This is a genomic window from Paenibacillus wulumuqiensis (assembly GCF_000971965.1).
Classification (GTDB): Bacteria; Bacillota; Bacilli; order Paenibacillales; family Paenibacillaceae; genus Saccharibacillus; species Saccharibacillus wulumuqiensis.
The window spans coordinates 337,228-351,993 of sequence record NZ_LAQP01000001.1; the positions used below are offsets into that span (position 1 = coordinate 337,228).

A 14,766-nucleotide genomic window follows, 5' to 3' on the forward strand; every position below is an offset into this window, starting at 1 on the left:
AATGTCGGACCTCAATTCATCATGAACTTCATTCCCACTCATGCTAAGATAGTATAGCGTATAATCACAGAGATCTGGACAGAGAGAGGAACAGGAGTAATGAAGAAAGTTATCGTAATAGGAGCAGGGATTCTGGGTGCATCGACTGCCTATCAGCTGGCTCGGTCCGGAGCGGACGTGCTGATTGTAGATCGGCAGGATCAGGGACAGGCGACCGATGCGGCCGCCGGCATCATCTGCCCATGGCTATCCCAGCGGCGCAATCAGGCCTGGTATCGTCTGGCCAAGGGTGGAGCAAGGTTCTATCCGCAGCTGATCGGCGAACTGGAACGGGAGGGTGAGAGCGATACGGGCTATGCACAGGTAGGTGCACTCAGTATCCATATCGATGCCGGGAAAATCGCCAAAATGGAAGAGCGGGCGCGTCTGCGCAGAGACGATGCACCGGAGATCGGCGAGATCACCGTACTGGATGCGCAAGAGACCCGTCGACGCTTCCCGCTGCTGCAGGAGGGCTATCAGGCCGTGTATATCAGCGGGGCAGCACGTGTGGATGGACGCGCCCTGCGGGATGCGCTGCTCCGATCGGCGGTGCGAAATGGAGCGACCATGATTCATGGGGACGCCGTACTGCAATTTGATGCTGGCAGCGTCACCGGCGTGCAGGTGGGGGAAGCGACTTATCCTGCAGACGAAGTGGCTATCTGTGCGGGAGCATGGGCACCTTCACTGCTGCAGCCGCTCGGAATTCATTTCCGGGTAAGCTATCAAAAAGCGCAGATTATGCATCTGCAGACAGCAGATCAGCCGAATACCGACAGCTGGCCAGTCGTGATTCCGCCTACCGATCAATATCTGCTCGCTTTTGAGGACCAGAGAATCGTAATTGGGGCTACCCATGAGAATGATATTGAAGGATATGACACAAGAGTCACGGCCGGAGGCATGCAGGAAGTACTGAACAAAGGACTGGAAATGGCTCCCGGTCTGGCTGACAGTTCGCTGCAGGAAGTTCGGGTGGGATTCCGCCCATTTACACCCGGATTCCTGCCAGTCATTGGCAGAGTGCCTGGCTGGAGCGGACTGCTGGCGGCTAACGGACTCGGGGCATCCGGTCTGACGGCAGGTCCTTATCTGGGCAGCCAGCTGGCCAAACTGGCTCTCGGTATGGAGCCGGATATTAATATGGGGGACTATGATATCAGCGAGGCGATGGAGAATATCCAGGTGTAGAATTTGCTTTCTTATGATGTGAAGAGTGATATGAAGATTGAAAAAGCAGCTGCGATGGCAGCTGCTTTTTTTGTCGACTGCCAACTTGAAATGATGCTTAACATGGTATTCTTTTCCATTGTATACTGATAGAGATGCTGGCTGGTAATCTGGTACATTTTAAGAAAAGTAAGGAAATCACTTTGGAAAAACAGCATGACAGGACAATCAGCGGCGGCAAATCACCAATCCTCATCCAAATCGGTACGTTCGAAGGGAGCGCTATACAATAATGAACACAGACATGCACCAACAGGAGAATGGCACATCAGCCAGGCTGTTCTGGCAGGAGTATCTGAACAATATGGCAGAAGCATCCATACTGCCGCAGCGCTTGATGAACCTTAATCCAGCCCACAATACATATGAATCCATGCCGGATCTGCGAGAAGAAGTTTCTTTTTCGTTTCGTCCGGAGACGACTTCGCTCCTGTTGGAGCAAGCCAGCCAGAATGGGGTAGAGCCGGCCATCCTGCTGCAGACGATCTGGGGAATTGTGCTGCAAAAATACAATAACAGCGAACAGTCGATTTTTGGTGTATCCATTGCGGATGCCCACCTACAACCTTCCTCTGCCGACACTGCAGCCACTCTTGCCGGGACCATTACGCCTGTACGTCTGATCACTTCGGCAGCGACGACTTTTCAGGAACTTCTGCAGGAAGCTCAGCGGTCATGGCAATTGGCGCAGGTCCATAATGTCTACAGTCTATCCGAGCTTCAAGAGATTGCAGGTGTATCCCATCCGCTCATTGATCATATTCTGACGTTGGAATATGGAGCGAACACGTCAAGTAAATGGGCAGGCGATCAGGCAGACACAGCTGCGGCCAACCTCCTGTCTACGCCATCATCAGTACAATCAGTAAATGCTGAGCGGATCGGCCCGAACAGCAGTATGACAAATGTGGCAAATACCCATTCTCCTTTCAGCATTCGAATTCGGCTGGAACAGTCGCTAACCATTACGCTTTCCTATCATCCTGCAGTGTATCACCGTGACCCTATGGAGGCGGTATGCCGCCATCTCGAGCAGGTCGCAGATACGGTGCTGCATCATCCCAACCTTCCTGTCTCTACCATTTCAATCCTCACTCCTGCAGAGCGCCAGCAGCTTATTCACACATTCAACGCCCAGACGCTGGAACTGCCAGTCGGCCAAACGATACATGAACTTTTTGAAAAAACAGTTCAGCGGCAGCCTGATGATATTGCCGTTGTCTTCGGCGAACAGTCGCTCACTTACCGGCAGCTGAACAGCCGGGCGAATCAGCTGGCGCGTGTTCTCCGCAGGAGAGGAGCCGGTCCGGATCAGGTGATCGCGATTATGGCTGCGCATTCTCTGAAGATGATTATTGGTGTACTGGGCATTGTCAAATCAGGAGCTGCCTACCTGCCCATCGATTCATCCTATCCGGTGCAGCGGACTGCCTATATGCTGGAAGATAGCCGTACGACCCATCTGCTGATCCAGCCAGGAGTGAATATTCCTCCGGCTTATCAAGGTACTGTAATCCCGCTTGAAGAATCCGTCTGGAGAGATGAGGAAGACCATAATGTGGAACCACTGCATCAGGGGCATCATCTGGCCTATGTCATTTACACTTCCGGTTCCACCGGTCAGCCCAAAGGGGTCATGATCGAGCACCATACGCTGGTCAATCTGTGTGTCTGGCATAATCATGCTTTTCAGACGGGTCCTGCCGATCGCAGTACCAAGCTGGCCGGCTTTGGATTTGATGCTTCGGTATGGGAGACATTTCCGCCGCTGCTCTGCGGTATGACGCTGCATGTCATTAATGAAAGTATTCGGGGAGATATTTATGCACTGCAAAGGTATTTCACAGCCCATAGCATTACGGTAGCCTTCCTGCCGACCCAGCTGGCTGTGCAGTTTATGGAGCTGGATCATTCGTCTCTGCGTCTGCTGCTCATCGGTGGAGAGAGGATTCAGCAGTTCAAGCCGCAATCCTATACAGTCGTGAACAATTATGGTCCTACGGAAAATACAGTGGTCACTACAAGCGGGGTACTGGACGCGGAATCACCGGTGCTGACGATCGGCAAGCCGGTCATCAATCATCAGGTACACATTCTCGACCGTACAGGCCAGCTGCAGCCGGTCGGTGTGCCCGGAGAACTATGTGTATCCGGCAGCGGACTGGCCCGGGGTTATCTCCATCGTCCGGAGCTAACGGCAGAGCGGTTTACAGAGCATCCGGCCATACCGGGAGGGAGGATCTACCGCACCGGAGACCTGGCCCGCTGGCTGCCGGATGGACAGATTGAGTATCTGGGACGACTGGATGAGCAGGTGAAGATTCGCGGTTATCGGATCGAACCCGGTGAAATCGATGTGCAGCTGATGAAGCATTCTGCCATTCGCGAATGCCTGACTATCGCAAGGCAGGATCAGGAGGGACATGCGTATCTCTGTACCTATATTGTCGCTGCCGGAACTTGGACGACGGCGGAGCTGCGCGCACATATTTTGCAGACTTTACCGGAGTATATGATTCCGGCACATTTTGTACCGATGGATCAGCTGCCGGTCACGGCGAATGGTAAAGTAAACAAGTCCGCACTGCCGGAACCCCAAGGTTATTCGCCTTCCGTATCTGCCGATCCGGACACAGCGACCGAGATCAAGCTTGCTGCTATTTTCAAGGACGTACTCGGCGTGCCGCAGGCTGGCAGGGACGATCACTTTTTTGAAATGGGCGGACATTCTTTGAAAGCGATGACCATGGTCTCTCGAATTTATCGGGAGATGAATATCGATATTCCACTGAACGAAGTCTTCCTGCGGCCAACGATCAAGGAGCTGGCTGCTTATATCGATCAGACCGAATTGACCCTATTCGAGGGTATCTCCAAAGCGCCCGAACAGGACTACTATCCGGTCTCATCCGCACAGCGCCGCATGTATATGGTACAGAATATTCAGCAGACTGCGACGACCGGCTACAATATCCCGCTGGTTTTTGAAATGAAAGGCAAGCTCGATGCAGGACAGCTTCAATCGGCGCTGCAGATGCTTATTCAGCGACATGAGAGCCTGCGGACTTCCTTTCATATGGTGGAAGGAGAGCTGATGCAGCGTATCCATACCTATATATCCTGGAATATGGAGATTTATGAGACGACATCAGATGAGCTGCAGACAGGATTCCAGGGACTGGTCCGGCCATTCGATCTGGCTCATGCGCCGCTGCTTCGCGCCGATCTGTGCCGGATCGGGCAGGATCATCATGTGCTGATGCTGGATATGCATCATATTATTGCAGATGGAGTATCCAGCAAGATACTGCTCGAAGATCTGATGCAGCTGTATCAGGGCAGGGAACTGCCTGCACTGTCGCTTCAATATCGGGATTATGCCGTCTGGCAGCAGTCCCAAATGAATATGCCACAATGGCGTGAACATCAGCAGCACTGGCTGCAGCAGCTCGAAGGGGAACTGCCGGTACTGGAGCTGCCTACCGATTACCCGCGCCCTGCCGTGCAGGAATACAGCGGGGATATATGGAGATTCCGCATCGATGCCGGATTGACCCGGGATATGGAGCAGCTGTGCCTGAAGCATGGAGTTACGCTGCATATGCTCATGCTGGCCGTTTTCCATCTGCTGTTGTCCAGATATACCGGACAGCAGGATATGATCACCGGTTCTCCGATTGCCGGGCGTCCTCATGCCGATGTGCAGCCGATTGTGGGCATGTTCGTCAATCTGCTGGCGCTGCGCACACAGCCTGTGCTCGGCCAATCATTTACCGATTACCTGCTTCAATGTAAAGAAACGATGCTGCAGGCGTACACCCATGCCGATTATCCATTTGAAGAACTGGTGGAACAGCTGGAGCTGCAGCGGGATGTGAGCCGGCATCCGCTGTTTGATGTGCTGTTTACAGTGCAGAATTTTGAAAAGTCGGCGGTGCATGTACCGGATCTGGAGATGAATCCAATCGATCTGGACTGGAATCCTTCCAAGTTCGCCATGAACTGGACCGTAGTCGAGGGAGATTCGCTGGATGTCTCAGTGGAGTACAGTACCCGTCTGTTCCGATCCTCGACGATCCGGCAGATGACGGAACATTATACGGAACTGCTGAGACAGATTGTAGATCAGCCGGAACGCAATCATACAGAACTTATGATGATCACTGCCGAGGAACGTGAACAGCTGATTGTCACCTTTAATCAAACGGCCGCTCCTTACCCGAGAGAACAGACCATTCATGAGCTATTCGAGCGGCAGTGCCGCCTTAATCCGCAGCGTCCGGCCGTTATTATGGAGGATCATCAGCTGACCTACGCCGAGCTGAATACACAGGCGAATCAACTGGCTCATACCCTCATCCAATGCGGGGTAAGAGAGAATCAGATCGTAGGACTAATTACCGAACGTTCGCCGGAGATGATTGTGTCCATACTGGCGATTCTCAAGGCAGGCGCTGCCTATCTGCCGGTAGATCCGGCGCATCCTGTAGAGCGCATCCGTCATATGCTGACAGACAGTGAGGCGCCGCTGGTTATCGTTCAGCACAGGGAATTATGGACAGGCGTTGACAGCTACGAAGGCGATATTCTGTACCTCTCGGATCAGCCCGGACAATCTCAGCCGGTTCATTCTCCATCCACGGCAGTCACGGCAGAGCAGCTGGCTTATGTCATGTATACTTCCGGTTCAACCGGCCAGCCCAAAGGCGTAATGGTGACACACCGGAATGTAGTGAAAACGGTCGTTAATAACGGTTTTCTGGAGATTACACCGGAAGACCGAATTCTGCAGCTGTCCAATTACGCGTTTGACGGTTCGACCTTCGATATCTACGGAGCCCTGCTGCACGGTGCTGCTCTCGTACTGGTTACACGTGATCAGCTGCTTAATCCGGTAGCGCTTATCACTTCCATTCGTGAGCAGCATATCTCGGTGGCCCTGATGACGGTAGCACTGTTCAACACACTGGTGGAAGTCGATCTGGACGGACTAAGAGGACTGCGCAAGCTGCTGTTTGGCGGCGAGCAGGCATCACGAACCCATGTGGAAAAGGCGCTTCGTACACTGGGAGAAGGCACGCTCATCAATGTCTATGGACCTACCGAAGCGACCGTATGCGCAGCAGCATGGCTGGTCAATCAAGCTGTATTGGATAACGGTCAGCTGCCGATCGGCCGTCCGATACACAATACAACACTGTATATTCTGAATTCGTCCATGCAGCCGCAGCCGATCGGGGTGACCGGTGAGCTCTGGATCGGTGGCGAAGGCGTATCTGCAGGCTACCTGCGGCGGCCAGAGCTTACTGCAGAGCGATTTATCGAGAATCCGTGGATGCCGGGTACATGTATGTACCGATCCGGTGATCTGGCCCGCTGGCTACCCGACGGCAATGTGGATTACCAGGGACGGATCGATGAACAGGTGAAGATTCGCGGCAACCGGATCGAGCTGGGAGAAATTGAAGCCGGACTGCTGGAACATCCGGCTGTCCAGGAAGCGGTTGTACTCGCTCTAAAAAAGGGCCTTTCCTATTCCAGCCTGTGTGCCTATATCGTTACTACAGGAGAATGGACAGACAGTGAACTGAAAACTCATCTGAATGTGCGGATGCCTGACTATATGATTCCTTCCCGGTTTATGGCTATAGAGCAGCTGCCGCTCACGTCCAACGGCAAAGTGGATAAACGGGCACTGCCTGTACCGCATATCGATGAGGAGCATGACAGAGTTGCTCCACGTACAGAAACCGAGACCCGGTTGATCCGGATCGCTGCCGAAGTACTCGAAATGGCACCCGAACAGATCAGCGTAACCGACAATCTGTTCGATATCGGCGGTCACTCGCTCAGTATTCTGAAAATGATCGGCAAAGCCCATACGATCGGTTGGAAGCTGGAGATGAAGGACTTCTACATCTACCGTTCCTTTGCAGAGCTTGCCCGGAAAATAGATACCGGGAATCTGCATGCTGAAGTAGTGGTGCCCAGGGCATTTACTCCCGGTATTCCGGTACCTATTCCATCTGTACCGGTTCAGGGCAGAAGCAGTTCTCCCCAATCAATTCTGCTGCTGGGTGCGACCGGATTCCTTGGCATTCATGTGCTGCATGAGCTGTTGACCTCCACGACTGCCCGGATTACCTGTCTGATCCGCGCTCGCAATACAGAGCAGGCGCATGAGAGGCTTGAAGAGAAGCTGCAGTTCTATTTTGCCAGCCTCTACAGTCCAGATAGACTTGCCGAGTGGATGAACCGGATCGATGTACGGCATGGAGATATCGCCGAGCCAGGATGGGGATGGAGTGATACCGCGATGCAGACACTGGGCGAGTCTGTTGAAGCGGTGATTCATACCGCAGCTCTGGTGAAGCATTACGGATTCTATGAAGAGTTTGAGCGGGTAAATGTGCAGGGAACGCGTCATGCGGCCGATTTCTGCGCAAGGTTCAGTCTTCCTCTGCATTATGTGTCCACGCTCAGTGTGTCCGGTTCGTATGCGCCGGAGAGTCAGATGGATCTGCCGTTTACGGAAAAGGATCTGTATATCGGCCAGAATTATTATTCCAATGTGTATCTGCGCAGCAAGTTCGAAGCCGAAGCGCTGCTGGTAGAGGCGCTGCGGGAAGGGCTTGATGTATCCATTTACCGGGTCGGCAATCTGACCGGACGGTATACGGATGGACAGTTCCAGGAGAATATACAGGAGAATATGTTTTATCTCTCACTGAAAGCACTGGCGATGATGGAGGGCGCCGAGCCTGCGATCATGCAGGAAAAGGTCGATCTTACACCAGTAGACATATGCGCAGCCGCGATTGTGAGATTGATGCACACTCCAGAGCTGCAGGAGAGAGTATTCCATCTGCATAATCCGCATTATGCCAGTTATGCCGATATCTACGCAGCATTGATCGAACAGGGATTCCAGCTTACGACGATGAGTCGTGAAGAGTGGGAGACCAGACGACAGGAGCTGCACTCTAGGGATCAAGTGCTGGCCGGGATTGTGACGACGTTGTTTGATTCCACCGAGCCGGTGAATATCCGGATTGATGTGAAGCATACAGTGGATATGTTGAATACGATCGGATTTGCCTATCCTGTACCGGATATGGCTTATTTCAGGAAAATGATCGCTTATGCAGTGCAGTCAGGATTTATGGATCTGCAGCATTCCCGGCATTTTGCTTCATCTTCATCCAAATAGCGCACAGCAGCAGCGGATAGACTGCACAGAACGAAACACCCCAAAGGCAAGAGTTGGCTGTAGCCGAGACTCCTGCTTTTGGGGTGTTTATGTGGTGAGATGAGGTTTTAAACGATCAAGCCCAGCGGTCAAACCAATAGATATCCGTGATAATCTCCTGATCCATCGGAACTCCATAAGTCTCGTGCAGCCATTCCAGACTGTTGATCTTGTCTTTGACCACTTTGGCTTCTTCCGGGGTCAGCTCTTTGTCGATGACCTTGATCACGATATAGCCGCTCCAGAAATCATAAAAGATAACCGGTGCTCCAATGGCTTGCTCGAGAGCTTGATAGAAACGGACACGCGGCTCACTGTCGCCCGCCATGATCGTATCCATAAAATCGATAGAAAAGCGTACACTATGGTAATTCTCGACACCCTGATAGCGAGAAGACGCCACAGCCGCTGCTTCGTTGCTGACAGCCGCTGTAGAAGAGACCGAATCCGATTTCTGTAGATCGGCTGCAGAAGCGGACGCTGCATTGACAGTTATAGCAAGCAGGGACGCAGACAGTAGAAGAGCAGACCAATTTTTCATAGTAAAACCTCCCAGATTCATTAAGTGAAATGGTACTCCTCATTCCCAGCGGTCAAACCAGTAAATCTCCGTAATAATCTCCTGATCCATTGGAACTTCATAAGCCTCATGCAGCCATTCCAGACTGTTGATCTTGTCCTTGACTGCTTTGGCTTCTTCCGGAGACAGCTGTTTGTCGATGACCTTGATTATGATACGGTCATTCCAGAAATCATAAAAAATAACCGGTGCTCCAATAGCTTCTTCGAGAGCCTGATAAAACCGTCCACGTATGTCTGTATCTCCGAGCATAATCGTATCCATGAAATCGAAGGAAAAGTGAACACTATGATAATTTTCTTCTCCCTGACTGACGGAAGCCTGTACGGATGATGCCTGATGTCTGTTCGCAGCTGTAGAAGAGACGGAATCGGACTTGGCGTTAGCGGCAGAAGCAGACGTTGCACTGACAGTGACAGCAAGCAGAGAGACGGACAACATAAAAGCGGACCACTTTGTCATTGTAAAACCTCCTGTATAAATGATGATATTGTCCAAAGCCATGTGGTATGTATTTGATCCATCTCCGGTGTGAGTGTATGGATTTGGATACAACTCGAGTATATATGAATTTTATTTTCTTTAATATCCTTTAATTGTAAAATTATTCTATAATATTGTGACAGTATTACAGTTTATTTGCTTTCTGTTACCTGATTGCTGTGTACATGGTATTAGAAGTGATTAAGCCAGCTTGAAGGTAGGGTATTCATGCTTATGATTTATTTAGAGGAGGTTACCATATGTGTGGACGATTCACGCTGCTAACGGATATCGAGCAGATCCGGCAGTCTTTTCATATAGTGCCAAAGCTTCATTTCGTTCGCTTATTGCCCGGCACCGGGTGGTAATCCTGGCAGATGGATACTACGAATGGAAAAAAGATGGCAAGGAGAAGCAGCCGTACCGTTTTCGAGGAAGTGCCTTTGAATTCCAAATAACAATGATACACGTCTGGAACATTTTTCAGGCTTGTTGAATCTGGATTTATGTACAGAACATTTGCTATATTATAGGAATTAAGATTACAGCTCTACATTTGCAATAAGGGAGGATTTAACATGAGCTATCAAAACTGGGCCGGTAACTATACATATGGCGCTGCCGAACTGATTTATCCTGAAAGTATCGAGCACCTGCAGCAGCTGGTACAAAAGCATAAAAAGATAAAGGTTCTTGGCAGCGGCCATACGTTCAATGCGATTACAGATACAGATGGTATATTCATTTCTCTTCGTCGTTGGAACCGCTTACTGCATCTGGACAAGGATCGTGGTACAGTAACCGTCGAAGGCGGCGCCACTTACGGTGAACTCTGCGCAGCGCTCAGTGAGACCGGTTACGCGCTTCATAATCTAGCATCACTGCCGCATATTACAATTGCAGGGGCTGTAGCCACATCGACACATGGTTCAGGCAGCAGCAATGTCAGTCTGGCAGCGGCCGTAGAGGCGATCGAACTCGTTGACGCCCATGGAGAACTGCATACATTGAGCCGGGGTGACGAGGCATTTGCCGGCGTTGTGATCAATCTGGGTGCTCTGGGCATCGTGACCAAGCTGACGCTGAAGGTAGAGCCTGCGTATACGGTGAGACAGTTCGTTTACGAAAATCTGCCGGCAGCGCAGCTTGAAGATAACGCCGAGGCAATCTTCTCCAGTGCCTATAGCGTCAGCCTGTTCACAGATTGGCAGCAGCTGAACTTCCATCAGGTATGGACCAAAAGTAGAGAGGAAGATGGAGACAGCTACCAGGGACGGACCAACTTCTACGGGGCATATCCGGCGACGGCTGCACTGCATCCGCTGCCGGATATGCATGCGGAGAACTGTACAGAGCAGCTCGGCAAGCCCGGCATGTGGCATGAACGGCTCGCGCATTTCAAAATGGAGTTCACACCGAGTGCCGGCAAGGAGCTGCAGAGTGAGTATCTGATGTCACGCGAGCATGCGTACCAGGCGAGTCTTGCGGTACATCAGCTGCGGGAACATCTTGCGCCGGTGTTGTTCGTGAGCGAGGTGCGTACGATCGCTGCGGACGATTTGTGGATGAGTCCCTTTTACAATCAGCCGTCCGTGGCGTTCCACTTCACCTGGAAAGACGATTGGCAGGGTGTCGAGCGTATACTGCCGCTGCTGGAAGAGGCGCTGGCGCCGTTTCACGCCCGCCCGCATTGGGGCAAGCTGTTTACGGTTCCGGCTAAAAATTTGCAGCAGCAGTTTGGCAAGCTGCCACAGTTCCGGGAACTGCTGGGAAAGTATGATCCAGAGGGTAAGTTTAGCAATGCGTTTTTGGATGAGTATATTCGGAGTGTATAGGCTGAACGGAAAAATAATAAGGTGAATAAAAGCGCTGAATCTCATATTGATTCAGCGCTTTATTTACAATATTCCAGTTTCCAGTGTTTTATGATTTATAGTCTATACAGACACACTACATATACGTCAAAGGTACCTTATTCATAAAAGAGGTGAGGATATGCGCAGGAGAATTACGAAATGGATATTGGCTATCTTTATTTTATTTTTTGTATACATAGGGGTGGAAACGGTGCTCCTCTACAAGATCAAACCGACTGTGTATTCCACGGTAAAGCGCTTGGCCGCCGGTGCTCCGGAAATCGAAGTCTACGGGGAAAAATGGGCCTACCAGGATACTGTCGATATCGGAGACATGCGATTAACGAAATTTACGGAAGGAGAAGGGCAGTACAAAGATCAAATGTATTTCTTTCCCGGTCGCCCAGGCCGTCCAGCAAATATTTTCGTGCCAAAGCAAGGGACTGAGTATTACAGATACTCACTTTCATCCTTTATTTTTTTTCATGGGTTATAACTTGATAGTTCATCATTATATTTTATGAGGCTTACAAAAGAACCTGTTTGAACTGGGAAAAATGGATTGATTTACAGGAATAAGCAAAAGAAATAATGGCAGTATAAGAAGTTACCAACCAGCGAAAAACATCAGCAACGATTTAGCAACGATTGCTTCCAGAAATGAGGGAGCAATCGTTATTTTTTGCGAATATTTTTGCTTTTTGTCCTTCACATGTGTACAAAAAATATAAAAGATGATACATTGAAATTAGTTCACTCCCTTTTATGAAAGGGCTTTCAAAGAGTGTCATGTCTCCTGTGAGAAGACATACGTACACCAAGGAGGTAATGGAATGTCAAGTCAAGCATTGGACCAATTTTTAAGTTCAAATATCGAAGATCTAAAAACGAAAGGACTATATAATTCCATCGACACGCTGCAGGGTGCGAATGGTCCTGTTATTCGTATCAACGGAAAGTCCCTGATCAATCTGTCCTCTAATAACTATTTAGGACTGGCAACCGACCCTCGCCTGATTGATGCTTCTGTTAAGGCATCGCAGACCTACGGAGCAGGCGCAGGGGCAGTGAGAACCATTAATGGTACGATGGATCTTCATATTGAACTGGAAGAAAAACTGGCCCGTTTCAAAAAAACGGAAGCTGTTATCGTGTATCAATCGGGATTTAACTGCAATATGGCTGCTATATCTGCGGTAATGGATCAGCATGATGCCATTTTATCCGATGAACTGAACCATGCTTCGATTATTGATGGCTGCCGCCTGTCCAGAGCCAAGGTGATTCGCTTTAAGCATTCGGATATGAATGATTTAAGACAGCAGGCCAAAGATGCCAAGGAGTCTGGTCAGTACAATAAAATTATGGTCATTACCGATGGGGTTTTCTCCATGGATGGTGATATAGCCAAGCTGCCCGAGATCGTGAAAATAGCTGAAGAATTCGATTTGATTACTTATGTGGATGATGCCCATGGTTCAGGCGTTCTCGGAGCAGGTGCAGGAACGGTGAAGCATTTTGGATTGTCCGATCGCATTGACTTTCAAATTGGTACGCTGTCCAAGGCGATCGGCGTTGTCGGCGGTTATGTGGCAGGTAAAAAACAACTAATCGAATGGTTGAAGCTGAGAAGCCGCCCGTTTCTGTTCTCAACATCGCTACCTCCAGCTGCAATCGCTGCGTGTAGTGCATCTGTCGACATTTTGATGAATGACAAAGAGCTGATCGAGAAGCTGTGGGAGAACGGCGATTATTTGAAAAATGGCTTGAGTCGGCTTGGATATAATGTAGGACAAAGCGAAACGCCGATCACCCCTTGTATCATTGGCGATGAAGTAACCACCCAACACTTTAGCAAACGGCTCTATGAAGAAGGCGTTTACGCCAAGGCAATCGTGTTTCCGACAGTTCCAAAAGGAACGGGAAGAATACGCAATATGCCGACAGCTGCCCATACCAGAGAGCTGCTGGATCAGGTGATCTCCGTTTATGAGAAAGTTGGCAGGGAAATGAAGCTGATTTAGCTGTATTCGTGGGATTATATTTCGGGAGGAATGTCTTATGAAGAGGATTCTGGTGACCGGAGCACTGGGGCAAATCGGTTCTGAGTTAGTTGTTAAATTACGTGAGATTTATGGTGCGGATCACGTCGTTGCTACGGATCTCAGGTCATCCGCCCACGAAATTACCCGATCCGGGCCATTCGAGTTGCTGGACGTGACGAATGGTAAAGCGATGTTCGAAATTGCCAAGCGGTACGAAGTGGATACCGTCATCCATTTGGCTGCGCTGCTGTCAGCTACGGCAGAGGAGAAGCCTCTGCTTGCCTGGAACTTGAATATGGGCGGATTGATGAATGCACTTGAAATATCCAGGGAGCTCGGCTGCCAATTTTTCACGCCAAGTTCTATTGGAGCTTTTGGCCCTTCGACTCCGAAAGACAATACCCCGCAGGATACGATCCAGAGGCCCAATACGATGTACGGTGTGAACAAGGTATCCGGCGAACTGCTTTGTGATTATTATTTCCACAAATATGGCCTGGATACCAGGGGGCTACGCTTCCCGGGTTTGATATCTTATATGACGCCTCCCGGCGGAGGCACGACGGATTACGCGGTGGAAATTTATTACGCAGCCGTAACGACTGGTCGGTATACATCTTATATCGCCAAGGATTCCAATATGGACATGATGTATATGCCGGATGCCCTGGACGCTATCATCAATTTAATGGAAGCGGATTCATATCGGTTGGTGCATCGCAATTCATTTAATGTTACTGCTATGAGCGTGGATCCGGAGGCGATTGCTGCAGCGATTCGGGAGGAGTTTCCCGGTTTTATTCTTGATTATGACGTTGATCCGAAGAGACAGGCGATTGCCGATAGCTGGCCGCATTCTATTGATGCGACGGCAGCGAAAGCAGAATGGGGATTTCAGGCTCGCTACGACTTGAAGGCTATGACAAAGGATATGCTTTCACAGCTAAGCGCGAGACTGATGCTCCGCAAGGCTTGAAGTGATTAGGAATTCGCTATACAAAGCGAAATAGGGAAGAGAAAGTACAAATATAATATAGATGTTGCTTACAGACATGCATATAGTATTCTTTCTTAGAAAAAAGGCAACCCCTTCGAATCAAGAAGAGATTGCCTTTTTGTGTTTGCATTCGATCAGAATCGTTTGTATATGCCGACCTTAAATTGCAAGTTCAAGTGCGAAAACTCGACTTAAATGTCCACGCAGCTTGGCGATATGATTTTCAATATCCGGATTCGTGATTACATAATAATCAGCAGATATTCAAAACCCATCCTTCTTCA

General features: G+C 50.0%; 8 protein-coding genes and 1 pseudogene. 7 read left to right on the forward strand and 2 right to left on the reverse strand.

Features of this window, described 5'->3' with window-relative positions:
- Positions 1 to 99: 99 nt before the first annotated feature.
- Positions 100 to 1,233 carry an NAD(P)/FAD-dependent oxidoreductase gene (locus tag WH45_RS09650; RefSeq protein WP_046214155.1) on the forward strand — a complete coding sequence of 378 codons (1,134 nt, stop codon included), beginning with the start codon at positions 100 to 102 and terminating at the stop codon, positions 1,231 to 1,233.
- Positions 1,234 to 1,504: 271 nt separating this feature from the next.
- Positions 1,505 to 8,482, forward strand: a complete 6,978-nt coding sequence (locus WH45_RS09655) for a non-ribosomal peptide synthetase (protein ID WP_046214156.1) — start codon at positions 1,505 to 1,507, stop codon at positions 8,480 to 8,482.
- A gap of 115 nt (positions 8,483 to 8,597) precedes the next feature.
- Here WH45_RS09655 and WH45_RS09660 read toward each other — a convergent pair whose 3' ends face one another.
- Both WH45_RS09660 and WH45_RS09665 read right to left on the reverse strand, forming a co-directional pair.
- Positions 8,598 to 9,062 (reverse strand): hypothetical protein, encoded by a 465-nt coding sequence (locus tag WH45_RS09660; protein WP_046214157.1) that lies wholly within the window; start codon positions 9,060 to 9,062, stop codon positions 8,598 to 8,600.
- 39 nt (positions 9,063 to 9,101) lie between these two features.
- Positions 9,102 to 9,563, reverse strand: coding sequence for a hypothetical protein (locus WH45_RS09665; RefSeq protein ID WP_046214158.1), 462 nt, complete (start codon positions 9,561 to 9,563; stop codon positions 9,102 to 9,104).
- Positions 9,564 to 9,909: 346 nt separating this feature from the next.
- On the opposite strand from WH45_RS09665, the pseudogene WH45_RS23895 reads away from it, so the two are divergent.
- From WH45_RS23895 to WH45_RS09690, 5 genes and pseudogenes are all read left to right on the forward strand, one after another.
- Positions 9,910 to 10,014, forward strand: a pseudogene (locus WH45_RS23895) (SOS response-associated peptidase family protein); the annotation flags it as partial.
- Positions 10,015 to 10,162: 148 nt separating this feature from the next.
- Positions 10,163 to 11,419 (forward strand): FAD-binding protein, encoded by a 1,257-nt coding sequence (locus WH45_RS09675; RefSeq protein WP_046214160.1) that lies wholly within the window; start codon positions 10,163 to 10,165, stop codon positions 11,417 to 11,419.
- Between the two features lie 160 nt (positions 11,420 to 11,579).
- The gene (locus WH45_RS09680; RefSeq protein WP_046214161.1) at positions 11,580 to 11,936 is read left to right on the forward strand and encodes a hypothetical protein; all 357 of its coding nucleotides are present in this window, start codon (positions 11,580 to 11,582) and stop codon (positions 11,934 to 11,936) included.
- 337 nt (positions 11,937 to 12,273) lie between these two features.
- On the forward strand, positions 12,274 to 13,464 hold the full coding sequence (locus tag WH45_RS09685; RefSeq protein WP_046214162.1) for a glycine C-acetyltransferase: 1,191 nt from the start codon (positions 12,274 to 12,276) through the stop codon (positions 13,462 to 13,464).
- 37 nt (positions 13,465 to 13,501) lie between these two features.
- Positions 13,502 to 14,461 carry an L-threonine 3-dehydrogenase gene (locus tag WH45_RS09690; protein ID WP_046214163.1) on the forward strand — a complete coding sequence of 320 codons (960 nt, stop codon included), beginning with the start codon at positions 13,502 to 13,504 and terminating at the stop codon, positions 14,459 to 14,461.
- The last annotated feature ends 305 nt before the right edge of the window (positions 14,462 to 14,766 follow it).

Bases quoted from the DNA above. Each gene is read 5' to 3' on its own strand.
- WH45_RS09650 (WP_046214155.1), top strand. From the start codon at position 100: ATGAAGAAAGTTATCGTAATAGGAGCAGGGATTCTGGGTGCATCGACT.
- WH45_RS09655 (WP_046214156.1), top strand. From the start codon at position 1,505: ATGAACACAGACATGCACCAACAGGAGAATGGCACATCAGCCAGGCTG.
- WH45_RS09660 (WP_046214157.1), bottom strand. From the start codon at position 9,062: ATGAAAAATTGGTCTGCTCTTCTACTGTCTGCGTCCCTGCTTGCTATA.
- WH45_RS09665 (WP_046214158.1), bottom strand. From the start codon at position 9,563: ATGACAAAGTGGTCCGCTTTTATGTTGTCCGTCTCTCTGCTTGCTGTC.
- WH45_RS09675 (WP_046214160.1), top strand. From the start codon at position 10,163: ATGAGCTATCAAAACTGGGCCGGTAACTATACATATGGCGCTGCCGAA.
- WH45_RS09680 (WP_046214161.1), top strand. From the start codon at position 11,580: ATGCGCAGGAGAATTACGAAATGGATATTGGCTATCTTTATTTTATTT.
- WH45_RS09685 (WP_046214162.1), top strand. From the start codon at position 12,274: ATGTCAAGTCAAGCATTGGACCAATTTTTAAGTTCAAATATCGAAGAT.
- WH45_RS09690 (WP_046214163.1), top strand. From the start codon at position 13,502: ATGAAGAGGATTCTGGTGACCGGAGCACTGGGGCAAATCGGTTCTGAG.